A 22,646-nucleotide genomic window follows, 5' to 3' on the forward strand; every position below is an offset into this window, starting at 1 on the left:
AAAATAAAAGTTTCGTAAAAACCATTCTGAGATTATTAGTCCATTAGAGAGATGAATTCCTCAATTTTTCGAATCAATTCCATGCTTTCTGCAATTTTTGTTTCAGGTGTCCATTCTGCTTTCATTATTCCATTAAACAAGGAAACTATAGCCTCTTTTTGTTTTTTCGATGCTTTCTTTCCATTTAATGTGAAGTTTTGCAGGATAACCATTTCAGCAAATCCTGTCATAGCAGTATCGTTTGCACCGTTACCTTGTCCTCTGTTTTTGAAGAAATACTGTACAGGTACCTCAAGACCTTCAGCCAGTTTTTCAACAGTTTCAAGTGTAGGGCTTTGTCTTTGTCCTTTTTCAAGTAAATGTATATAAGAAGCTGATACTCCTGAAAGTCTTCCTACATCTTCTAAAGCATATCCTTTTGATAATCTTAGATGTTTAAGTAATGCTCCAAAGTTCTCTTGGTCATTTTTCTTAGTTAGATTTGCATAACCTTTTTGTTTTTTATTGAATTCCCTTTTCACTAAATCTTTATTAAATGGAGATAAATTTCTCTCTATAAACGGCATTACATCTTCTTTATATTTTTGTTCAAACCTTTTTGCGTAATCTTCCATTTCTTCATCTGAGCTATTATCTATTATATTTACTAAGTCTATTAATTCTAATACACATTCCCAATTATGCCTTTTCGCTTCCAGTACAAAAGCATCCCATTTAGATAGTTTTATACCTTTCTTTCTATATACAGTATCTCTTATGTCATTTATATATGTTTTGATTGTTTTTTCTACTTGAGAGTATTTTGTCTTTTTATATAGTTTCTTTAATTCTTCTTCTATTTCATCGAATTTATCATTTAAAGACTGAACATCTTCTTCTTTAGGGTCCCTTAAAGAGTCATTAATTGTTTCAACAATATCTTTTAGAATATGATTTTCATCATTTTGTATTTCGTTATTTAATTCTTTCCATTGGTCTTGAATAGCCATTCAAATAACCCCCTTAATTTTTAGAGAATTTCCATTGACTTTAGTCTATGAAAAAGTTATAATTTATTTGTAGGATTTAGTTCATCCATAACGCATTTCCATTCATTTTGAAAGGAGAATGGAAAAATGGAAGTTATGGAACAAGAAAAATTAACAAGAGGTACAAAAAAATTAATTCAGACTGCAATAGATGAAGTCAAGCCTGGTTATGAAAATAATCGTTATGAAATCTGTGCAAAAATCGCTGAGATTGTCGAAGAACGATATGAAGGTTTTAATTTAGACTACCAATTAAAGAGGATGGGTTTAGAAACAACGAAAAGTATCCTCGAAAAAATTGATATGTACTTTTACAAATATGTAAAAAACTCTTGATTTTTTCATTATTTTTTACCTGTGATTCATAAATATCTTATCATTGACTAATGTTGATGTCAATCAACTTTCATTAAATTCATTGAAAACTTAATTTAAATTTTTAACAAACTTTAGTTAATGAATTAGGTCTTGTCTCTGTTATGAGATAGGGCTTTTTTTAGTATAAATAGTATATATAGAACAAAATGAAAGAGGTGCATGATTTTGAAACCTTCAACTTACGAAATAGCAAAAGAGCTAAAAAATCAAGATTTAGATTTTCTTTATAATGTCTATCTATTGAGATGCTTAACGATACGTCAAGCTTATAGATATTTTTTCTCTGATACAATTGATTCTTTTGAATTGTTTATGGAGACAAAGTTTTTAGATTTAATCGAATTAGAGGTTATTGATTGTGTAGAATTTAATTTAACAAATCAAGCTGTTTTCTTAACTTCTCAAGGTGTTGAAATTGTTCGTTATCAGTTTGACCTTCCAACCGACATCTTAGACCCTAAACGAAAAATAATCAAAAGAGGTTACTACCGTGCAGGAGAACTAAAGATGAATCCACGTTTAATCAATCATCAAATTCATTTAAATCAATTTGTTTTAGATTTTAAAGAAAAGACACAAGAAAGTGATATTAAATGGAGATATTTCGATGAGAAATATGTATCTCAATATAAAAACATTCGACCAGATGGGCTTATTCAAATATTTGATACTGACTTTTTCTTAGAAATGGACATGGCTACAGAGAGCAAAAAACAACTGAAAGAAAAGTGGAATCATTACCGTTCTTTTTTACAATCAAGCGAGTATTACTATAAAGATAAAGATAAAAAGATTATTGTATTATTTTTAATTGATAATACAGAGAAGATTGAAAGTAGAAAAGACCTTGTTCGTTTTACAGCCGTAGATTCTTTATTGGATGGTTTCGATAATGAATTTGAATTATACATTGGCACAACAAAGGAATTATTAGAGTTAATGTGTAATAAGCTGATTCCAAATCTACAACATAGTAATTGGAGACAGGAAGAGGTATTAAGGATTATCCATGAAAAACACGGATTTCACTTTTCAAATGGGGAGAAATTAAGAAAAGCTTTACACGATACGGATTATGGATTCTATATAAGAAAAATCAAACAGGATAATAATCTACTAATCGAAAATGGTCGAGTACAAGAGTTCCTATTTGATGATTACACTTCTCAACCACTCTCTATTTTGAAAAAAATTGCTTATCACGAAAGGAATATCGCTTCATTTCACAGAAGGTTTGGTAGAGAAATTGGATATTTAATCCTTGTTAAAAATGAAGTAGAAGCTTTTCACGATTTGGAAATAGCCAATGATTTGGTAGGTATTAAAAACATATACTTTACAACTTTAGAGAGATTAAATGCCAAGCCCCTTCATGAAGCTGTTTATCAATATGACAGTTTAGGAAATATCCATCACTTTTCAAATAGCGGATTTCAAGAGAGGGTCTATGAAAGTAGCTTAAAATAAAAAAAGAGGTTAATTCGAATTAACCTCTTTTTTCTTTAGACTTTTTTGTAATGCCTTTAGTTCATTTCTTGCTAATTTTCGTTCCTTTTCACTCAATGACGTATCTTCCATCTTCTTCGTTAAATAAATTTCTTTAATGATATATGTAGCATCCATCCTTTCCACCCCCTTTTTACATTTTATTGATTTCTGATACCAATTATTCATGAACGTAATATCTCAAATTAAATATTTTTCTATCTCAATCGCTAATTTATACGCCATCAATGATGGAATGCCAGAACATCGTTCATATTGCTTATTCAACGGGACATCTTCTTCAAAAGAAAACCAATCTGGGACAGTCTGTAATCTTAAACATTCTCTCACTGTGAATCTCCTTGGTGGTAAGACGTCATATGTATCCATTTTGCGAATATCATAATTAGCAGGTTCAGGATACAGAGGTAATTGACGGGCTTCAGACACAATTGTATAGGATGCTTCATTCCATTGTTTTTGTCTATTCCTACTTACATACCTTGGAGAAAATCCACCTTCGTAATACTTATCTTGATTATCAATGATTTGGGCGTTATTTTTTCCGTTCATTAGACTTGTAATGGTATAAGCAGGTTGGTCAAAGGATACTTTTCTTAAGAATCCCGTTCTTCCTCCACCACTTTCAAATGCTCCACCCATAAATTTACGAGCATCATCTTCGTTTAAATCCTTCCAATTTCCACCCACAGGAATTTTATGTACAAATTCTTTTTCATCACTTCGAATCCCATATCCTACGTGGTTATGAACAGAACTTTGTTCTTGTGCTTCGTATTGTATATCTTTTAAAGAATTCATCACCTTATCAGGATTAGGCAAATCGCCTATCGCATCACGTATCGTTTTCCTTTCACTTATAGAAACGATTTCTGGGAATTCAAATGTCTTTCCTAAATTACTTCGAATCCCTACCATAAACACTCTTTTTCTATGTTGCGGAATCCCATATTCATAGCAATCTACAAGCTTCCATGTAACATTATATGAACTGTTTTCAATCTCTTTCACAAAGGCTTCAAACCCTGGTCTATTCTTCTTATTTACCATTCCATTCACATTTTCAAATAAAAATGCTTTTGGTTTTTTCGCTTTTAATATTCTTAAGAATTCATGTGGTAAATCACCGAAATCTTTGTTATCAAATCCATCTCCTTTTCCTGCCACACTAAAACTCTTGCATACAGGTGTAGCAATCATAAAATCATGGTCTGGAATATCATTTGGATTTATTTTTCGAATATCAGCTAAAACAGCATGTGGACCAATCATTTTATTGTAAGTCTTAACAGCATACGGATTATTGTCTACAGCATAAGCCATATGATAACCTGCTAATTTAACCCCACAAGCACCTACTCCTGCTCCACAAAATAAATCCACACAAATCAATCCGTTTTGAGGTCTTGCTACCATCCCCCATCGCATTTCGTTCATTCTCATCCTAATTCCCCCTAATCTCATTAACTATTGTTAATAAAATTATAGTTTGGATGGTTGTAGACATAAATAAAACAAGCGTTTAAGCTTGTTTTATCCCAACGTATCCTACAAAATGCAAGCATCTAAAAAATTCTTCAACGAGCATTCCTTTTCTTTCTAAAAACCGTTTATTTTCTTCTACCTGACTTACTCGAAACACACCCCTTAAAGACTTATCTTTATTCCTAATTTCCTTTGTTGAGAAACCTTGTTGTTCTTTAAAATCATGATGTAGTTGCGTGAAAATATCCTGATGCATGGAATGTTTTGCGTAAGTTTTTTCAACAATAATCAACGCTCCACCCTTTTTCAGCTTTGCTACTAATCGTTTCATATGTTTCTTTCTCTCATCTACTGAAATAAATGGATTTGTTAGACAACTGATAATAACGTCTGCTTTTGGTAATGCCACTTTTGAAATATCTTCATCGAATAAATAAACATCTTCAGTGGTAGACAACTTTTCTTTTGCTTTTTCCAACATAGATTGAGAGGTGTCTAATCCAAATGCTCTAAATGTTTTAGGTGTAACTTCTTTTAATTGCTTTATCGTCTCACCCGTTGAACAACCTACATCAATTACAACACCGTTCTCAACTATAAAAAATTGAGCAATACCACATATTATGTCTTGAAGCATTTCATAAGATGGAATGGATTGACGCACATGTTCATCAAATATTTTTGTTACCTTCTCATCAAAAGACCAACTTTCTACATTTTGCATTTTTTTACCTCGCTTCTTTACATAAAAATAAGGAGAAAAACTCTCCTTATTTAATATCCATATTTTCATTTTTAAATTCTTTAGCAGTAATGCCATTCATATTAGGCAATTCAATGTACGAAAACTTCACTTTATCGCCTTCTTTACTTAAAGGTAATTCTTTTGAAATAGAAGATGGAACCATAAGTAGCGTGTTTGGCTTTTCTTTTAGTAGGATATAAAAGACTTGTCCATTCTCATTTGTTAGAGAGCCAATTCTTTCAATTGTTCCCACTTCACTTTTCTCAAGGCCATTTGAATTTAAGTTTGTATGCGAGCTCTTACCCGCTAATGATTTGACATAATTATTTAGTGTAGCTTGCAATGAATCTCCAATCGCTACAATGTTGTAATTTTCTACATTGACCATTGCATAGGATTTCACTAATCCTTTTTTATCTTTCAATGTTAGAAAGTACGTTGGCTCGTTTTGTACGTTTATCAATATAGGGAATGTAGCTGTATATCTTAATTGTTGCACACTACCTTCTGCTGATTGCATACTCGCTGTTTCTGTAGCACCAGATACCTTATAGAAGCTCGTTTTTCCTGTACGAGTATTCGCTAATACAAATCCTACTGTAGATTCATCTTTTCCTACTGAAGAAATTCCTGTATAGAAATAGCATTCGCCATTATTGTAAATCACTTGCATTCCTTCTGTAGTTTCTAATTTATCTTGATTTGAAAAGTTAATGTAGCCATGTACATATTCTCCCCAATAATCTAAGTAATCCGCTATTGTTGATTTCGGCTGAATAATATCCACCCATTTAGGAGTATCTTTTATACTATATTCTTTCATCTTGCCTGTTTGAGGGTCAATAACAAGTGTTCCTGTAATGACTTCTCCTGAACGTCCAATCGTGCGTTTGTAAACAGATGCCACCCAATAAGGATTCCCTTCATCATCAAGTTCAAATGTATAACCTTTCACACCCTTTGTTGGGTGATTTAAATATACATGTCTATACAGATTTGAGTTGAAATAAGAACTTGGCAAATACTTTAGATTTACATCTTTTCCTTTTACAGATGTTACAAGCTCAACATCTTGAGAATCTGTTGCACTTACTTTTATAAAACCTTTCGTACCCTTGCTATTCTTAAACCACTTAAAAATCCCTGTATGTTCAAGTGGAGCAACATAATACAACTTCCCTTTTATCTGTTGGATAGTTAAATCACCAACCTCCATCTGACTACCTAAAGCAGGAATTTCACCTAACTTTTTGTCTGCATAATTCCTCGCTAATTCTTTATCAATTGTTGGTAACTCTTTTAAGTCCACATGAGAAACATCTTTTTCAAATTTCTTTTCTTCAACGTTTCCGATTAAAGCTCGATAATCTGAACTATGGAATAAAGGTGTTGTTATACAAAAGAAGATAATGTTCGAGACTACTAATAGACCACTGGCAATCAACACCGAATATATTGTTTTCTTCTGTGTTACACCTTCACTAAAGTATGCAAATGCACCACTTAACAAAATAAAAAGAATCAAGAAAATGTTTAATTTACTCCCCCACCTAATGTGTAATGGCGTTGTATTCAGGTATGTATACAAGCTCCAAATAATAAGTGTAATAACAAAACAAGTGATGAAACCCTTCAAAAAGGAATCTTTTTGTTTCATATAAATGCACAACCTTCCTAATATATTAAATTGTTATTTTTATGATATCATATAGACTATAGTCAATACAATATACTTTTATTTATTATAGTAAGCGGAGTGAGTTATCGAGATGAATATTATTGTTAAACGTGGAAATATAACAGATTTTCATACAGAAGTTGATGTGATTGTGAATGCATGGAATCGAAATTTTATTCCTTATTGGATTTTACTTCCTCATGGTGTATCAAAAGCAATTAAGAAGAAAGCAGGTTTAAAACCATTTAATGAAGTTCAACGTAAAGGTCTATTGTCTTTAGGGGAAGCGGTGCTAACTTCAGCAGGTAAATTAAATTGCAAAGGCATCATACATGTTGCAGGAATCGGAATGCTATGGAATTCATCAGAGAAAGCCATTCGATTATCCGTAAAGAACGCATTGGAGTTATGTATAAAACACTCATTTACATCTATTGCAGTTCCTTTGATTGGCTGTGGTGCAGGAAAATTCAGTGAAGAAAAATGCATGGAGATTATATATGAAGAATGTAATGCATTCAGTGGAGATTTGAACGTGATAATTGTTCAATACTAATAAAACACAAATTGTTACTAATACAAAATTATATAACCATGAGTTTTTTTGCAATATTTATTACAGAAAACAAGAAAGATACCAAGAGATAGAGATACTATCTCTTTTTCTATTATCGAGGAAAAAAGAAGATTTTTATTTTAGTAAAAAATAATTGACAAATAAAAGTAAAATTGCTATAATTGTTTATAGAGATACAAGAAATATATGATTTATATTCAATAAGACAAAATTAAAAAATATAATTATAGATAAAACATTTTCTTTAGGAGGAAAATATTATGAAATTTAAAAATGTAATCGCAACAGGTTTAATCACTGCAACTTTATTTGGAGCAACAATGACAGCACAGGCACAAACAACAAAATTTAATGACGTACCAAGTGGTCATTGGTCTGAAGGAGCTATTAGCTATTTAGCTGACAATGGAATTGTGTATGGATACGGTAATGGAGTCTATGGATTTGGTGATAACGTCACTCGTGGACAAGTAGCCTCTATTATGACTCGATACTTTAAACTACAAGATAATGGTTCACAAAATACTTCCTTTACAGATATTCAAAATCACCCATTTGAAGACAATATCAACGCTGTTATTCAAGCAGGGATTATGAAGGGTGATGGAACGGATAAATTCCGACCAGACGCTACGCTAACTCGCTATGAAATGTCATCTGTTTTACAACATGCATTTGATTTAGCAGTTAAAGGAAACATGAAATTTAATGATATTCCGAATGGTCATTGGGCAAAAGAGGCTATTCAGGCCTTATATACAAATGGTGTAACAAATGGCGTTGGTCAGAATCAATATGGTGGACAATACGATGTAACAAGGGAACAATTCGCTAAGTTTATGTATAATTCCATCTATAAAGACCAGAATCAAAAACCAGTAGAAGATAATCAAAGTGACATGACCAAATTAAAACGTGTTGCTGAAGAAAATGGATTCTTCACTACAGAATTCGGATATGCTTTTAACCCTTATGGAAAGGAAGGGGATTCCTCTTACAATTCAATGAGTATGTATATTAACGAAGGTAAAGAATTAGAAGTGAATCTATTTATCTATAATGGGAATACGACTATTGATGAACCTCTAAAAGCAATATTAAAAGTTATTCTACCTACTCAAAGCGAGAATTTTTATAACGCTATCAATAAAAAGGGACCTAAAACAGAAATATTTGAATTAGATGGTAGAACTATGAAAGTTACAAGACAAGGAACAATGAAAATTGAATTTAGTTCAAAAAAATAAGAATGAGAAAAAGAGATGGAGAATTCCACCTCTTTTTTTATTGAACAATATGACCTTTTAAATCATCTGTTGCACTGCCTGTAACTTCAAGTTTTAAATCTGTTAAATTGTCACACAGCATATTTCCAATACTCGTTAACGTATTACCTTCTAATTTTGATTTAGTAGGTATTCCATTAATTTCAGGCGTAAACACCTGTAATTTATACGTACCATCTTTCGTGTTAGGGTCAACATAAATTTTTGGAGTCTTTTTAATGCCCAATGTGTCTTTTGGTTTTATCGAATAGGTCATAATTACCTTATTTTTATCACCTGTACGCTTTACATCAAGGCCCTTATTTGTGCCATGAACACCTGAAACAGATAAGATTTTTCCATCTGGAGTTTTTACATAGAGCTCATTCGGAATGTTTGGCTCTACATGTTTCGGACGAACCCATTGACCTGACCCATTCGAAACCCAAGGTTGAGGCTCTGTCTCAAAAGCATTTGTATTATAATCTACATCCACTTTTAATTCATAGCCATATCCCGCTTTAATTTTACCAACTTCACCTTTAGCTAAATCCACCCAACCATCTTTCGAAGAGCCAAGTTTTAAGTCTTCCGTTAACTTTGATTTAAACAAGACTTTATTAATTTTATATTCTTCTTGTTGTGGAACATTTGTCCTCTGTGTATTTCCTGCACTATATTTATAGAACTCATACGATTTTCCATTCGCAGAGTATCGTTTTAATTGACCACTCCATCCATGTAATTCGTAGAATTGGTTCCATGTATTTTTTGTGTTTTTACCAAGAGCACAAGCCTTGTCAAACGGATTTAATGGTTGTTCTATTTTCGCTCCTGCTGTTCCTGAGTCTCTTACAGTTGTCGCAGAATCTCCTTTGTTATCTGCTTGGGTACTCAAGTCTTCTTCCCATGCATTCTTATCAAGATTCACATAAACTTGAGCATCAACCTTAGATGTTGTTTTAGGGTCAACCCATACTTTAACTTCTTTTACAATGTTTTTGTTTTCTCCTATTCCCAGATGCTCTGTAAATACATGTCTATCACCATTTACAGTAACACCGATTTGAACATCTTTTTCAAAATCATTCACTTCGTCAGGTACTTCGTTTACAACATCAAATTTCACCGCAAAGGTTTGATAACCAGCTTCTGTAGGTCTTTCTGTTTTAGGAAGCACTTCTACATTTTTCACTTTGTAATTATAGAAACTATGCCATTTTTTTCTGGAAGTATCATCATCTTTATCTATATTCGCATAGTCATAGTTATTTTCTAAGCTCATACGTATAGAAGTATCAATAATTGGCACTTCATAAGTTGTATACTCTGGAGTGATGAATTCGAAAGTTGTACCGTTTCTTAATTGCATTCTTTGTGTTAGATGACCATTAAGGGCATCACTTTCACCCTTAGGTAGTTTTCTATTAATAGTGTAGTAAGCGTCAATATTTACCTCTGGATAGTAGTAATGGTCAAAGACTTCTCTTGTCCCCCAAGATATACATGCTCCACTATCATTGTGAGCTTCACAAAAGCCTTCATCCCTATAAACAGCTTCCCTAATGTCAACACCTTGATATTTGAATTTATACTTAATTTTGTAGTCTTCGCCTGGGATAGGCTTTGCAACTTCATTTCCATTCCTATCAATTAAAGTGATATTTTCAGCATTCATATTCCCTGAGCCCTCAACTGGTAACACTAAGTTAGCATCATCATCATTCGGATTCGTATTATCTCCTGCAAAGAAATGGTCTTTATTAATATTACCTGTTAATCCAATATATTTTTTCGAATTTAGTGGAACAACGAAATTATCATATGTAAATGTCGCAGATTCACCTGGCACGAGTGTTTTTTCTTGCGGTAAAGTTGTTTCCCAGTCATTCCAACCTTTATTCGCTGTTGTAGATGATAAGCTATATCCAATGTCTAATTTAGTTGGTTTTAAAGTCGTTTCTTGTTGGGAATCATTTTTCACTCTAACAACAATTCTATATTTCTCTCCTCTAATCAATTTTCTAAATGATTGAGAACTTCCATTGTCTACACCATCTCTTCTTGTATAAGTACCTACAACATTACCGTTGTCATCTAAAACTGTATAATCAGTAATGCGAAGATTCTTCGATTCATCAGATTTTACGGTTAATGTTCTATATTTACGACCACCTTCTCTTGTCCCGTTAAATACAGCCATTTCAGCCTCTGGGTCCGAAGTTAAAGATAATCTGTCAGCCCAATAATAAGGATTTGGATTTTTATACTTCATAGATGGTTCTTGGTCTAACAATCTTTTAATCGCATTTATTTTTTGAGAGAAAAAATCTTTATTATCAGTTTTATCCCATTCAGAAGGACCATCCGGTAACCATTTTGAGCCTAAGTTATACGGAAATAAATCCCAAGGATAACTACCTGGTGTTTCACCAGTAAAGATATCTGCTGGGAAATACGGGTTCTCAACAGGTGAGCCAAATTGGGTGTATCCTAAGTGTCTCCACTCACCACTTACTCCGCGATATTCATTATATTGGTTATAATAGTTTGGTGCTCTAAGTGACTCTCTATTTGTTTGATTTAGCACCGTAGATTTCGTTTTGAAATTAGGATAAGACTTATCATATCTCTCCGCATAACCACCGCCCACATTCCTATTATTGAAGTTTTCAAAGTCATAAAAATAGGTTCTCATAGAAGTCATATACTCTAATTGTTTAGGTGGAACTGGTGAGTAGTAAACAACTCCATGATAATTCGTTCTAAACATAAGATTCCCACCAATTCCATGATACCAAGATTGTCTCTTTCCATCTTTATCTGTAAATCTCATGATAGGAGGCTTTATCTTTCCTTGTAAGTGTTCAGGAACCCCATCCCATACCGATTCTAATGTGCTGTTTAGTCCCTCATTTCCTTCCACACCATCAAAAGCATGAGCTTGCATAGGGCTCATTAATAAGGCTAAGAATCCCAAAGATACACCACCACCTATACTTATAACAAAATTTTTGTTATTCATCATAGACATCCCCTTTCGAAATATATTCAAATCTATATTAATAAAAATATTTTTTATTTTAATATTTCATTATAGTTATCTTGAGGAAGATAATATTACTTTTTATTCAACTTTTTCATGTGTATCGAGTTCTATATAAAAAGAGTATCCAAAGGATACTCTTCAAAAAGTACATTTAAATTTAACAATGTTTCACATGAAACATCATGATTCGACACTAATTTTCTATTGGTCCAAATTTAATCGACAATGTTTTTGTTTTATCAATTCTAATTTTTCTTCCATCTAAAATTAATTCTTGAGATTTGACCTCTGGTGTATTTACGACAGTGTATAATTCATTTCCTTTTGTCGGTAACATTTTATTGAATAATGCTTTTAAAGGTTCATCAATAGCTTTGTTTCCATTATAAATAAATATGGTCACATCCCATTCTCCATTTCCAGGTGTGTATAAATTAGAAATAATGTAAGAATTATCACCTTGTTTACCATACTGATTAAATTTTAACCCTTGTTCTCCATCGAAAAATCCCAATGAATAAGCCAACTGTTTCACTTCAGGAGCTGTATATGTTTTTCCATCAACAGTCTTATTTTCCCCCTCATTTTTTTTCTGATTTCCATCTTGATTGTTTTGAGGTGGTTGAACTGGCTTGTCTTCTTTTACTTGTACTTCTTTATTATTTGTATCATCGTTCTTAGGATGAGTTGGCTCTTTCGGTTTCACTACCTGTTGCTGAGATGTGTTCGGTTGACCATTCCCTTGTGTTGATTGATTCCCTTGATTCGTCTCTCTTTTTTGAACGTTTGTTGAATCCGGCTTCTTTTCTACCACTGATTGTTTATTACTTTCTTCCTGTCCTTTCGGGATAGGGATATTACTTTGTTTTTGCTCTTTAATCTCTGTTTTCGGTTCTTCCTTTGGAGCTTCTTGTTTCTTTTCCACATCAAATTCAATCTTGTCTCCGTTTAATTTAACAGGCAAAACATCCACTACGAAATTTGCAGGTACTAACACATCATCTGATGTATACATCGGCTCCCAATACGTAGGGAATGTAAAGCCTCCTACTTTTTCTTTTTTATATGGTTGTAATTCACCATCTACATAAGCACAGGCAGATTTTTCGTGTATTTTAATTGATTTGTTACCTACAATGTATACTTTGTAATCACCATTTTCATCGCTACCTTCTTGGACTTGACCTTTCATTTCATCAAGTAACTTTTTCATAGGGACTACCTTTTCTCCTTGAACGTCTTGTACTGCAATTTCTTTCTTTTCTGTATCAGCATGAGCTGTAAGAGGTAACCCCGCTGTTAAAACAACTCCTGTCGCAAATAAAGAAAGCATTTTATTTTTATTTTTATTTTTATTTTTAATGTTCATGTTATCTACTCCTCTCAAAATTATATTAACTATAGTATATAATTTAACTGATGTTCAGTAAACTATATTTCACTATTATCATTAAATTATTTTATTTTATGTTGTAATTATTTTATATATCATTGTTATTACAAAAAAAGAGTTGCACCTTTAGAATGCAACTCCTCTTTTTATTTGTTATTAATTTGAATTGTAGATGTTTCTCCATCCCAAAGCATATCGAAACCAAAAATATCTATCATTTCTTGAATTTCTGCCATAAATATATCATTCTTGTATTCAGGACTTGTAGCTATTTTTACGTCTCTTCCATTTAGAGAGATTGTGTCGTTCTTGTCTTTGTACACGACAACGTTATTATCCTTCTTCAATGTTAAGACATCTCCTTTTCTCTCAACAGTTGCTCCAAGCTCTTTAGCTATTTGCTCAACAGGTAATAACACTCGCTCATCTTTTACGATTGGATTTGTTTCTAACTCTATTGATTTATCAGCAATTTTTACGTTCTTCGCTTGCTTACTTACAATTCTTTCTTCTAAGCTTTCAGACTTCCCGATTCTTGTTTCCATAATTCGTATATCTACTTTTTCAAAGTCTTTAAAAATTGACTCTATCTCTTCTTTCGAGTATTCTTTTTTCGCATCTTTCACGAGGATGGGTTTCCCTTCCACAATTACAAGCATCTTTCCTTTATCTTCTACAACGTATCCTTTAGACTTAACAGATACTTGATAGAGAATGTCCTTAAATTGTTCATAGGAAGCTGTCCCGTTTAAGGCTACACGAATACCCGAATCATAGTAGTAGGGTTTTTCTCCCTTTTTATCTACAGTGTATTGTAGCGTCAAATTGCTTTCAGGGTTTTGTTCTTTCACAAGATAATCCCAATTCTCAGGAACCTCTTGTTTCACATTTCCACCACCATAATCCACGTAATCTAAGATGCCACAATATACATAGTCCATTTTAGGTACTTCACCTTTATCCTTCTTTTCCTGTACACCATCAGCATAGAACGTTGTAATTTTGTAGCACATACCCCCCTCTTTTTCATACGTAACAGACTCTGAGCGAATCGGCTCTGGTTTCACTGACTCTTGATTTTCTTGCTTACCTTCCATTTCCCCACTTTTTTCTAATTCCGCTAATTTATTCTCTCTACCTTCATCTATGACTCTTTGAATCTCTTCTTTCGATGGTGCATCGGGTACTTTAATAGAACCATCAGGGTTCATTGCTTCCATACCAGGAGGACTTGTTATAATAAATTGGATGTCAGAAACGTTTTTCATCAGCGTATCTCGAATCTCAGGGATTTGATTTGTGTTATTGATATAGAATAGATACGTTTTATAGAAAGTACCAGTACCTTTCTTGATTTGAGAAGTCAATTGATTATGGAATGATACTATCTTGTTGTTTTTCTCTGTACCTTCTAACTTATTTATCGTATTAAAGATTTTATCAAAGGCTTGGTCATAGATATCGTTGTTTTTATGGACAATATAATCCTTAGGTTCCAACGGTTTATGCATATCTATAAAAGCGACAATAGCCTTATCAATATCTTCTGGATTCATTGTCTGTTCCGCATTATCAATTATCTTCATCAATTCATTTGCATTATCAATAATATTTTTGTTAAATTCTTTTTGAATTTGAGCTTCTTTTACATCCTCATCAGCATGAGCCATTGTTGTGTTGCCAATAAAACTACTCGCTATAACTCCTACTGAAAGAACTGCCATTAATTTTTTATTCATATTTTCCCCCTCTTTCGTTATGTAATATCAAAAATCAAAAATTCTTTTTTGTTTTATTTTATTTAAATTTATTTTTTAAAATTTTACCAACAACTATTATTTAATTTTACTATTTAACAAAATATTATATTCTACTATCAACGCTTTATTTTTTCTTATAAAATAATATTTTGTTTTATGTTTATAATGTTTTTTCTTAAAACTCCACAACATTCGCTAATATTTGCTAAATCCAGTCCATAATAAACAAAAAGTCTTACCCATTTTATATGGATAAGACTCTGTTTAGCACCCTGCAAGGTTTATGCCTTCTATATTAAATTGAACACTAACATTATTATTCCATATGTTAAGAGAAGGATACCCTAACGCTTTTATATTTCTTGGTTCTTGCATTTCTTGATAGATATCAGCTCTATTAAACATAATGATTTCTAATTTTTTCTCTTTTAACTTCAGATGATTTTTATTTTCGCCCATATAGTAAACTTTATCCACTTTGAAACCCTTCAGTCCAAAATTTGGTTTGGAAAATGCCTCACCAAATGGTTTTAACACATCTAATTCTTCCACCAAATCAACTGTAACATCTTTAGGTTCTACAACTGTATCTACCATAATACGAGGGATAAAATCAGCTTCCGTTAACTGAGATTCGGCAAGACTACAAATTTTTTCTTCAAATGCTTCTAAATGCTCTTCTTTTAAAGATAATCCTCCTGCCATTGGATGTCCACCATAGCCAATTAAATATTCTTTCGTTTCATCAAAGGCTTTCTTAATATGAAAATTAGGAATACTACGAGCTGAACCTTTAATAAATCCATGCCCCTCCGCAAGAACAATAACAGGTCTAAAATATCTTTCTTTTAATCTACCTGCAATTAATCCAACAATCCCTTCATGGAACGAAGGATGATAAATAACAATGACAGGTTTGATACCTTTTTCTTCTACCATCTGAATTGCTAATGCTTCTTGCTCTTCCGTAATTTGTTTGCGATACTCATTTGTTTCAATAACTTTCTCTACAATCTCAGGAATTTTTTCCTCATCTTGCGAAACAAACATTTCAATGGCTTCATCAACATCACCCGTAATTCGCCCTAATGCATTAATCATGGGAACATATTTGAATCCGTATGTCTCTTCCGTAATCTCCTTAACTCCCGTTTTCTCTTGTAATACTTTAAACACATGTCTTTGGGCACGTTTTACTTGGCGAATGCTTTCTGTTACGAACACCCTATTCTCATCAATAAGAGGCATAATGTCTCCTACTGTTGCAATCCCCACAATATCAATCATATCTTGTACATAGTCTAAATCTTTATCTAATTCCCAATAAAGCTGAAGCATTACTTTATAAATAACACTTGCTCCACAAAGACCTTTAAAAGGATACTCACAGTCATGTCTCTTTGGGTTTACAACTGCATCAGCTTCTTCTGGAAGATGGTCGCCTGGGTCATGGTGGTCTGTAACAATCACTGTTAATCCTAATTCTTTCGCTTTCTTAATTCCTTCATATGCCACAATCCCATTATCAACTGTTAGTACAACATCTACATCAGGATATTTCTTCATCATATCCTCTAATCCAAGTACATTCATTCCATATCCATGTTTGAATCTATTATTAACAAAGTAACTAACCTTTGCTCCTAAATTCCTTAAAGCTAAAACAGCAACTGAGGTTGCCGATACCCCATCACAATCGTAGTCTCCATATACTACAATGTGTAGGTTGTTTTTAATTGCGTGACTAAGAAGTGAGACTGCTTTATCACTATCTTTCATTAATTGCGGATTATGCATATCAGTAATATCCATATGTAGAAACGATTCAATTTTTTCTATCGTATCAAATCCTCTATTATATAATATCTCCAAGACACAATCTGCTAAATGATTTAACTCTTTAGCATTTCTTAAATCCTGTAACTTACCTCTTCGTTCAACTGTATTCTCTGGGCGAATCCACTTTGTCTTCAAATGTTTATTCATATTACCATCACCTTCCTTTTATTAACTATAGTCAATAAAAATATTATTGTAAAGTATTATAGTCAACAAAAAAAGGTTTTACATAAAAAAAGATTATCGAGAACTCTTATAGAATGTATACTAAAAGATAAGACAAAATAGATAGATACAAGGGGATGATAGATTGATATTTGCAGGAAAAGTAGCCCTATGGTTTGCTGTCGTATATCTTTTTACTTATTTAATATTGTTGTCTTTTACAGATAAACTAACAAAGAAGGATAGTAGGTTCAATATTTTGCTCTTTCGAAAATTTTGGTATCTACTATTTGTAATCGGTGCATGTTATGTTGTTACGAATTATCCCATTACTGAGAAGAACTCATTACAATTCCTATATGCGTTTATCTCTGCTGTATTAATAGATATAGCAGTCTTCCAAACACCTTTAGTCAAAAAAATAGGTCCTACCGAATTAAATGAACCGATAGAAGCTTTAAAGGATAGTAATCAATTGGTACTATCCTTTAGCGAAAAAATGAAGTCTCTTGTTACATATATAGGAGATGTAACTATTGAAGAAAATATACAAAATGATACAATGTACATAACAGGGTTGTCCAATGTATTAAAAAACTATGGAGAAGATAATAGAATTGATATATCATTAAATCGTTTCAGTTCTCATGCCGAAATGAGAGGACTTATTGACCTTCTCTCTTTGGACAACCGTACAGAAGCTATTGGGACATTAGTTGACAAAAAAACCTTTTATAGCAAAGATAGTAAAATCGCCCTTGCTCCAATAACAGTGTTAGAACAAGAGTATATTTTGCAAATCTCTTCTAAGAAAGTTATAACAGAAATAGATGTAGATATTTTTTTCTTACTAATACATGTCTATGATTTAGCAATTTGTGAACGTGATGAGAGAGGAGCTGTTGAAGATGGGGAAAACGTCTGAAAAATCTAATGGACAAGCTGTACAAAATGATTTTCGCAATATAAGAAAAAAGAGAAGAAGTAGGGTTTCTACTCCAACAACTGCCAGTATGAGTCCATATACAAAACGAATCATTGATAAAAATGAAAACATTCTTAAAGAATACAGTATAAACTCTCGTTAAAACGGGAATAAATGGAGATGTACAAAGGTACATCTTCTTTTTTATTCCATTGAGAGGTGGTTAATTTATGAGTAAAAAATCTGGTTCAAAAACTCCTGATTCAGGGATGTCTCCACATACAAAAGAGATACTTGAGAAATCTGAGAATGCTATTAATAATTCATCTTCCAATAGATAATTACATCCAAAATAAAAAGGCCCTTTTAAGGGAGCCTTTCTTAAATCTCTTTTAGCCTTACATCATCTTCTAATCTACGAAGCATATAAGCTATTTGTTTACCAACATCATTAATATTCTCTTTAGAACTAAATTCAAATTGAACATTAATATTATACATTTCTACATCTGATGCAAAGTATGATTCAGAAGTGGAAATACGTATTCCTTGCTTGTGATTGTCGCTAATACCTTTTAATACTTTATTAATTACAGCATATAAACGCATATCAACATATTGATGTAAAAAACCATTCTTCCTCATTAGAATTTTTAGCTTTGTATCATCCGATACCTTAAAATAATTTTTTAAAAACTCTGCACCTAAACCAATATGTTTAACAACTACAGCAGTGTTTTTTTCGATATCTACATCAACAAAAAATTTTAAATGATACTGTTTTTGCGATTGCCTTTGGTGCCGATTTCTACCAGATTGAACAGGCTGTGCATGTTTCTTTATTGAATCAGTAATCTCAATGATTTTTTTTAGCATTATCTTTTCTTCAGGCATTCTATATTGGCTCATTCCTTCTAATTGTCTCATAAGAGCATTAGCAGAGGGAGCAGATAGAACTATTTTCGCTTCTTCCGTATTTAATTTCTTATGGATTAAATCCGTCATAGCTTCCTTTATAAAATTATCAGCTAAAGCACCTTCTAATCGAGTCTTTAATTCGACCAATTCCATCCCTTTTTTGTTTAAAGTTGTGTTCATAACTTTTCTCTCCTTAGTAATTAAATTTGTAAAATCCCTGTTTTTTTAATATCCATTTATTATAGTTTTACAAATTAAAATCCATTACAAAAAAAGAAAAAAGCGTACACACTATTTTCAGATTAAAATTGCAACGATTGCTAATGTAACCACAATACATATCGTTGAAACTACAAATTCATCACGATTTGTCCTGAACTTAGCTATTCGGAAATGCTTTTTGGTAAATGGATAGAAGAGAGGCACACCTGCTTTCGTCATACTATCTAATAATAGATGGCTTAGACACCCAACTGTAATACCTATAACAAATTGCGAATAGAGAACCTGTAAATATCCATCAAAGAACGTTGTACAAAAGAAGAGTAAGATGGATAAAAGCATTGTAAATATAAGAGTATGCGTAAGCCCTCTATGACCAAAGACCTTATTTATACCCCAAGATAGGAATCTAAATTTCCTTCCCATTTTACTATCAGGATGGTCAATATCAAGTAATAAACCACCTATAAAACTTCCAATTAATAACGTTCCTGACAATAAGCACTTGTCGTAAGTAATCGGTGCATTCATCATGGCCGTACAAGCAATAACCCCTGCACAAACCCCACCAATTTTATGAGCATGATGATTCATTTTATATCACCCTTTCTTTATTGAAATGCCTTATTGTATTCATTTCAAAAGAATTTCAATCGAAAAAATGGGCGTACAAAAAAGAGCCTGATATATTCAGACTCAGCTCTAATCTATTTTCTTTTATTTACAAGTGGCATTACAATTTTATCTAATTTTTTATATCTTTCTGTATATCGCTTATTAAACTCTGCTTGAAGTTGTTTTTTCGCTCTTGATTCAACAGCCTTTTTAGCCATACCACGTTCTAATGCATTTTTAACATTTTCAATTTCCTGATGAATACGTTCTGAAATAAATAACTCTAACATTTCATCATATCGCTCTTTTGATACCTTTTCGTTCGTATCTTTATCGAAATAGGTATATCCTGCTGTAGTGGAGTTCGAACCTTCTATTTCATCATTCGTTCTTTTTTCCATTTCCTTATCACGAATAATCTCCATTTCATACATATCTAAAAATAGTGTTTCTTCACCTGTTTCTTTTATACCTGAAGTCCATCCAATTTCTTTTAAATGGAATAATTCCTCTACTGCCATATCCAATACATAAGCTATTTTTATTGCCGAATCAATACCAGGCTTTACATTTTCTTTTATTACAGAACTAATGTATTGCTTTGACAACCCTGTCATCTTCGCTAAGTCTGCTTGTTCTAAACCTCGTTCTTTTAAAACTTCTTCTACTTTATTTGTTACGGTAATTTCACCATCAACAATTAAGTATCCTTTCCGCTTTAGCTCATCAAAATCCTTAATTTTCATAATCAAAACCTCACGTTCTCTATGATATCTTTCATTTATTATATTTTGTAATTTGACTTCATTATATAATTCCCTTTAGTGTTTAGTCAATTATTTTTAACTAAAAAGAAATAATCACCTGCTATACAAGTGATTATAAGATATTTTTTATATATTCAATTGATTGCTGTAATACTTCATCTTTAGATAATGACGCATCCACTTTTTTAATTCGATTCGAATGTTTTTCTTCAATAAGCAAATACCCCTCACGAACCTTTTTATGAAATTCTATAGATTTTTCATCAAATCGATTTGTTTCTCGATTATTTTGAGCAATTCGATTCAATGCTATAGTAGGTTCTACATCTAAATAAAGCGTTAGATGTGGCATGACTAATCCTTCAAGAGCTTGCGAGTTGATACTTAAGACATTATCCATACCAATACCTTGCACATATCCTTGATACACAATTGAGCTATCAACAAATCTATCACAAATAACGATTTTTCCTTCTGTTAATGCAGGGGAAATTTTATTTTTAAAGTGTTCTCTCCTTGCAGAAGCAAACAATAAAGCTTCTGTAATGGCATCCATCTCATTTTCCATAATAAGTTCTCTAATTTCTTCTGCTACTTTTACACCTCCTGGTTCCCTTGATGTTAAACATTCCATACCCTGTTCTTCTAAATAAAGAGAGAGACCTTGAATTAAAGCTGATTTACCTGAACCTTCTCCACCTTCAATAGAAACAAACAATCCTCTTGTACGCATTTATAATATCCTCCTATTCAAACAAATATGTTTATATACCAAACTTATATAGCCATAAATAAATATAGTAGGACTATAATACTTTTATTAACTATAGTCAAATTAATTATAAAGAATGGTAGAACGAAATATCATAGAATGTGACCTTTTAAAAACATATGATAAAGAATCTAAACAACCATAGAAAGGGGATATTCGAATGAAATTAATACGAAATACAACTCAAAAAAGTCTATTTATTTTTACACTTGTTTATACATTTCTATTGTCTACATATTTAACACATGCACAATCTCTTTTAGGTGAAAAGTTTGCAGATGCTTTTAATGACTTTATGGCTGAATATCAATTCCATATTGCAGGTGGTATTGCATTTGGAGTAATGACAGGTATTTTAGCTTTTATCACTTTATTTATGAAATTAGGGGCACATGCAGATAATCCAACAAAACGAAAAGAAATCACGCACGAGTTATTTATTGTAGGGATTTGTACAGGTTTATTAGGTGCAATACCTCTTGTGTATATGCTATTTGTCTATATCTCTATAGGAGCATAATAAAAAGTACCGTAATTTACGGTACTTTTTATCGTTTAAAGGTAGAGGCTTTTGTTTCCATTAACGCTTCTACATCTGGAAGGTATCTTAAAAATGCACCTTTTTCATATAAAGGTCGTTTCATCCTTTCATATGTAGTAAAGCGATAATTTTTAATTTCTGTACAAGTATCTAAGATTTTTCCGCATTCTTTCGCTAAGACATCCGTTTCACTTACCACAAATAAAACTGGAGCAATATCACTATCATAGTAGTATTTCTTCCATGCATTTGTAATAATAAGTTGCTCTAATTTTTCAGCTTTTTGCCTAAATAATAGAGGGACATCAGCATCTCTACCAATTTCACCAAGGAAATATCTATGTTGACCTTCCAAGCCACCTATTTTCATGCAAAATTCAAAAGATGGAACAATGTTTTTATTTCCTACTCGCAATTCAGGATTTACATTAAAGAATACAATTTTCTCAGGACAAGTCTCCATTAACTGCAAGTAAAATTGAGTAGAAAGCAAGTCTTTTGCAATGATTTCAGATGATTTCATATTTGTAATCATATACCAATCAAATGTATCTTCTTTAGAATAGTGCGTAACTAAGTATTTCCCACCTAAATCCAAGCAATAAAAAGGATACGAATCTTGTTTAATATGCTCTTCTTCGAAATCACCAAGCATAAACTTGTTTAAAACTCGATTTTGCACTAATTTTTCCAAACGATTTCGAATTGCATAAATGGATGCACTCTCCTCAGAATCCTCGTTTAAAATCTGTAAATATTGTTGAATTTGACTTGCTGTTGCAAATCTAAATTTGAATAGGAATTTAGCAATCTCTAAATCTCGCTCTGTTAGTTTTCCATCGTTTTTCATTTTTATAATTTCATTTTTAGAAACGGTATTTGTAAATTTATTTTGAAACGTCTGTCTTAAGTCGTCAGGAATATCAGATATTTTATTTAACTCATTTAGATACATGACAACATCTCCTTTCGTGATATAAAGATAGCAAGAGATAAATACTCTTGCTATCTTATCCTC

At 32.2% G+C, this 22,646-nt stretch carries 21 protein-coding genes; 7 read left to right on the forward strand and 14 right to left on the reverse strand.

Features of this window, described 5'->3' with window-relative positions:
- Window positions 1–35: 35 nt before the first annotated feature.
- On the reverse strand, window positions 36–989 hold the full coding sequence (locus tag CQ064_RS07280; RefSeq protein WP_001007338.1) for a helix-turn-helix domain-containing protein: 954 nt from the start codon (window positions 987–989) through the stop codon (window positions 36–38).
- Window positions 990–1,115: 126 nt separating this feature from the next.
- On the opposite strand from CQ064_RS07280, the gene CQ064_RS07285 reads away from it, so the two are divergent.
- Both CQ064_RS07285 and CQ064_RS07290 read left to right on the forward strand, forming a co-directional pair.
- Window positions 1,116–1,364: a hypothetical protein gene (locus CQ064_RS07285; protein WP_000453488.1), complete on the forward strand. Its 249-nt coding sequence runs from the start codon at window positions 1,116–1,118 to the stop codon at window positions 1,362–1,364.
- A 201-nt stretch (window positions 1,365–1,565) separates the two neighbouring features.
- Window positions 1,566–2,873, forward strand: a complete 1,308-nt coding sequence (locus tag CQ064_RS07290; RefSeq protein WP_103574786.1) for a replication-relaxation family protein — start codon at window positions 1,566–1,568, stop codon at window positions 2,871–2,873.
- 9 nt (window positions 2,874–2,882) lie between these two features.
- Here the strand turns inward: CQ064_RS07290 and CQ064_RS33380 are convergent, their stop codons facing one another.
- The 4 genes from CQ064_RS33380 to CQ064_RS07305 form a co-directional block, all read right to left on the reverse strand.
- Window positions 2,883–3,029: a hypothetical protein gene (locus tag CQ064_RS33380; protein WP_000340222.1), complete on the reverse strand. Its 147-nt coding sequence runs from the start codon at window positions 3,027–3,029 to the stop codon at window positions 2,883–2,885.
- Window positions 3,030–3,092: 63 nt separating this feature from the next.
- Window positions 3,093–4,355 carry a DNA cytosine methyltransferase gene (locus CQ064_RS07295; protein ID WP_001242608.1) on the reverse strand — a complete coding sequence of 421 codons (1,263 nt, stop codon included), beginning with the start codon at window positions 4,353–4,355 and terminating at the stop codon, window positions 3,093–3,095.
- Window positions 4,356–4,434: 79 nt separating this feature from the next.
- Window positions 4,435–5,121 carry a methyltransferase domain-containing protein gene (locus tag CQ064_RS07300; protein WP_003272738.1) on the reverse strand — a complete coding sequence of 229 codons (687 nt, stop codon included), beginning with the start codon at window positions 5,119–5,121 and terminating at the stop codon, window positions 4,435–4,437.
- A 46-nt stretch (window positions 5,122–5,167) separates the two neighbouring features.
- Window positions 5,168–6,799 carry a hypothetical protein gene (locus CQ064_RS07305; protein WP_000810200.1) on the reverse strand — a complete coding sequence of 544 codons (1,632 nt, stop codon included), beginning with the start codon at window positions 6,797–6,799 and terminating at the stop codon, window positions 5,168–5,170.
- A gap of 112 nt (window positions 6,800–6,911) precedes the next feature.
- On the opposite strand from CQ064_RS07305, the gene CQ064_RS07310 reads away from it, so the two are divergent.
- Together CQ064_RS07310 and CQ064_RS07315 are read left to right on the forward strand one after the other, a co-directional pair.
- Window positions 6,912–7,376: a macro domain-containing protein gene (locus tag CQ064_RS07310; RefSeq protein ID WP_001021686.1), complete on the forward strand. Its 465-nt coding sequence runs from the start codon at window positions 6,912–6,914 to the stop codon at window positions 7,374–7,376.
- 281 nt (window positions 7,377–7,657) lie between these two features.
- Window positions 7,658–8,644 carry an S-layer homology domain-containing protein gene (locus CQ064_RS07315; protein ID WP_000669586.1) on the forward strand — a complete coding sequence of 329 codons (987 nt, stop codon included), beginning with the start codon at window positions 7,658–7,660 and terminating at the stop codon, window positions 8,642–8,644.
- A gap of 37 nt (window positions 8,645–8,681) precedes the next feature.
- Here CQ064_RS07315 and CQ064_RS07320 read toward each other — a convergent pair whose 3' ends face one another.
- The 4 genes from CQ064_RS07320 to recJ all read right to left on the reverse strand — a co-directional run bounded on the left by CQ064_RS07320 (window position 8,682) and on the right by recJ (window position 16,850).
- Window positions 8,682–11,687 (reverse strand): hypothetical protein, encoded by a 3,006-nt coding sequence (locus CQ064_RS07320; protein WP_001060587.1) that lies wholly within the window; start codon window positions 11,685–11,687, stop codon window positions 8,682–8,684.
- Between the two features lie 217 nt (window positions 11,688–11,904).
- Window positions 11,905–13,080: a hypothetical protein gene (locus CQ064_RS07325; RefSeq protein WP_001022358.1), complete on the reverse strand. Its 1,176-nt coding sequence runs from the start codon at window positions 13,078–13,080 to the stop codon at window positions 11,905–11,907.
- Between the two features lie 170 nt (window positions 13,081–13,250).
- Window positions 13,251–14,843 carry a stalk domain-containing protein gene (locus CQ064_RS07330; RefSeq protein ID WP_001035650.1) on the reverse strand — a complete coding sequence of 531 codons (1,593 nt, stop codon included), beginning with the start codon at window positions 14,841–14,843 and terminating at the stop codon, window positions 13,251–13,253.
- Between the two features lie 285 nt (window positions 14,844–15,128).
- The gene (recJ, locus tag CQ064_RS07335) at window positions 15,129–16,850 is read right to left on the reverse strand and encodes a single-stranded-DNA-specific exonuclease RecJ (RefSeq protein WP_001032840.1); all 1,722 of its coding nucleotides are present in this window, start codon (window positions 16,848–16,850) and stop codon (window positions 15,129–15,131) included.
- Between the two features lie 163 nt (window positions 16,851–17,013).
- On the opposite strand from recJ, the gene CQ064_RS07340 reads away from it, so the two are divergent.
- Window positions 17,014–17,793, forward strand: a complete 780-nt coding sequence (locus CQ064_RS07340) for a type II toxin-antitoxin system SpoIISA family toxin (RefSeq protein ID WP_000575300.1) — start codon at window positions 17,014–17,016, stop codon at window positions 17,791–17,793.
- Entirely contained in the window at window positions 17,777–17,956 is a 180-nt protein-coding gene (locus CQ064_RS07345) for a hypothetical protein (RefSeq protein WP_000520817.1), read from the forward strand. The genes CQ064_RS07340 and CQ064_RS07345 overlap by 17 nt, the downstream gene beginning before the upstream one ends.
- Before the next feature lie 218 nt (window positions 17,957–18,174).
- On the opposite strand, the gene CQ064_RS07350 is transcribed toward CQ064_RS07345, so the two are convergent.
- The 4 genes from CQ064_RS07350 to tmk form a co-directional block, all read right to left on the reverse strand.
- Window positions 18,175–18,891 (reverse strand): hypothetical protein, encoded by a 717-nt coding sequence (locus tag CQ064_RS07350; RefSeq protein WP_001098393.1) that lies wholly within the window; start codon window positions 18,889–18,891, stop codon window positions 18,175–18,177.
- Between the two features lie 117 nt (window positions 18,892–19,008).
- A complete protein-coding gene (locus CQ064_RS07355; RefSeq protein WP_001015460.1) occupies window positions 19,009–19,527 on the reverse strand; it encodes a metal-dependent hydrolase in 519 nt (172 codons plus the stop codon).
- Between the two features lie 113 nt (window positions 19,528–19,640).
- A complete protein-coding gene (locus CQ064_RS07360) occupies window positions 19,641–20,294 on the reverse strand; it encodes a helix-turn-helix transcriptional regulator (protein WP_000692786.1) in 654 nt (217 codons plus the stop codon).
- A 133-nt stretch (window positions 20,295–20,427) separates the two neighbouring features.
- The gene (gene tmk, locus CQ064_RS07365) at window positions 20,428–21,048 is read right to left on the reverse strand and encodes a dTMP kinase (RefSeq protein WP_001260373.1); all 621 of its coding nucleotides are present in this window, start codon (window positions 21,046–21,048) and stop codon (window positions 20,428–20,430) included.
- A gap of 199 nt (window positions 21,049–21,247) precedes the next feature.
- Here tmk and CQ064_RS07370 point away from each other — a divergent pair, with 199 nt between their 5' ends.
- Window positions 21,248–21,607 carry a hypothetical protein gene (locus CQ064_RS07370; RefSeq protein WP_000767357.1) on the forward strand — a complete coding sequence of 120 codons (360 nt, stop codon included), beginning with the start codon at window positions 21,248–21,250 and terminating at the stop codon, window positions 21,605–21,607.
- Window positions 21,608–21,635: 28 nt separating this feature from the next.
- On the opposite strand, the gene CQ064_RS07375 is transcribed toward CQ064_RS07370, so the two are convergent.
- Window positions 21,636–22,583: a hypothetical protein gene (locus CQ064_RS07375; RefSeq protein ID WP_000281095.1), complete on the reverse strand. Its 948-nt coding sequence runs from the start codon at window positions 22,581–22,583 to the stop codon at window positions 21,636–21,638.
- Window positions 22,584–22,646: the final 63 nt, after the last annotated feature.

Origin of the sequence: Bacillus sp. MYb78 (assembly GCF_002975115.1) — a bacterium.
Taxonomy (GTDB): Bacteria; Bacillota; Bacilli; order Bacillales; family Bacillaceae_G; genus Bacillus_A; species Bacillus_A cereus.

What these genes read in the sequence shown, in the direction of transcription:
- CQ064_RS07280 (WP_001007338.1), bottom strand. Translation starts at nt 989, where the DNA reads ATGGCTATTCAAGACCAATGGAAAGAATTAAATAACGAAATACAAAAT.
- CQ064_RS07285 (WP_000453488.1), top strand. Translation starts at nt 1,116, where the DNA reads ATGGAAGTTATGGAACAAGAAAAATTAACAAGAGGTACAAAAAAATTA.
- CQ064_RS07290 (WP_103574786.1), top strand. Translation starts at nt 1,566, where the DNA reads ATGATTTTGAAACCTTCAACTTACGAAATAGCAAAAGAGCTAAAAAAT.
- CQ064_RS33380 (WP_000340222.1), bottom strand. Translation starts at nt 3,029, where the DNA reads ATGGATGCTACATATATCATTAAAGAAATTTATTTAACGAAGAAGATG.
- CQ064_RS07295 (WP_001242608.1), bottom strand. Translation starts at nt 4,355, where the DNA reads ATGAGAATGAACGAAATGCGATGGGGGATGGTAGCAAGACCTCAAAAC.
- CQ064_RS07300 (WP_003272738.1), bottom strand. Translation starts at nt 5,121, where the DNA reads ATGCAAAATGTAGAAAGTTGGTCTTTTGATGAGAAGGTAACAAAAATA.
- CQ064_RS07305 (WP_000810200.1), bottom strand. Translation starts at nt 6,799, where the DNA reads ATGAAACAAAAAGATTCCTTTTTGAAGGGTTTCATCACTTGTTTTGTT.
- CQ064_RS07310 (WP_001021686.1), top strand. Translation starts at nt 6,912, where the DNA reads ATGAATATTATTGTTAAACGTGGAAATATAACAGATTTTCATACAGAA.
- CQ064_RS07315 (WP_000669586.1), top strand. Translation starts at nt 7,658, where the DNA reads ATGAAATTTAAAAATGTAATCGCAACAGGTTTAATCACTGCAACTTTA.
- CQ064_RS07320 (WP_001060587.1), bottom strand. Translation starts at nt 11,687, where the DNA reads ATGAATAACAAAAATTTTGTTATAAGTATAGGTGGTGGTGTATCTTTG.
- CQ064_RS07325 (WP_001022358.1), bottom strand. Translation starts at nt 13,080, where the DNA reads ATGAACATTAAAAATAAAAATAAAAATAAAAATAAAATGCTTTCTTTA.
- CQ064_RS07330 (WP_001035650.1), bottom strand. Translation starts at nt 14,843, where the DNA reads ATGAATAAAAAATTAATGGCAGTTCTTTCAGTAGGAGTTATAGCGAGT.
- recJ (WP_001032840.1), bottom strand. Translation starts at nt 16,850, where the DNA reads ATGAATAAACATTTGAAGACAAAGTGGATTCGCCCAGAGAATACAGTT.
- CQ064_RS07345 (WP_000520817.1), top strand. Translation starts at nt 17,777, where the DNA reads ATGGGGAAAACGTCTGAAAAATCTAATGGACAAGCTGTACAAAATGAT.
- CQ064_RS07350 (WP_001098393.1), bottom strand. Translation starts at nt 18,891, where the DNA reads ATGAACACAACTTTAAACAAAAAAGGGATGGAATTGGTCGAATTAAAG.
- CQ064_RS07355 (WP_001015460.1), bottom strand. Translation starts at nt 19,527, where the DNA reads ATGAATCATCATGCTCATAAAATTGGTGGGGTTTGTGCAGGGGTTATT.
- CQ064_RS07360 (WP_000692786.1), bottom strand. Translation starts at nt 20,294, where the DNA reads ATGAAAATTAAGGATTTTGATGAGCTAAAGCGGAAAGGATACTTAATT.
- tmk (WP_001260373.1), bottom strand. Translation starts at nt 21,048, where the DNA reads ATGCGTACAAGAGGATTGTTTGTTTCTATTGAAGGTGGAGAAGGTTCA.
- CQ064_RS07370 (WP_000767357.1), top strand. Translation starts at nt 21,248, where the DNA reads ATGAAATTAATACGAAATACAACTCAAAAAAGTCTATTTATTTTTACA.
- CQ064_RS07375 (WP_000281095.1), bottom strand. Translation starts at nt 22,583, where the DNA reads ATGTATCTAAATGAGTTAAATAAAATATCTGATATTCCTGACGACTTA.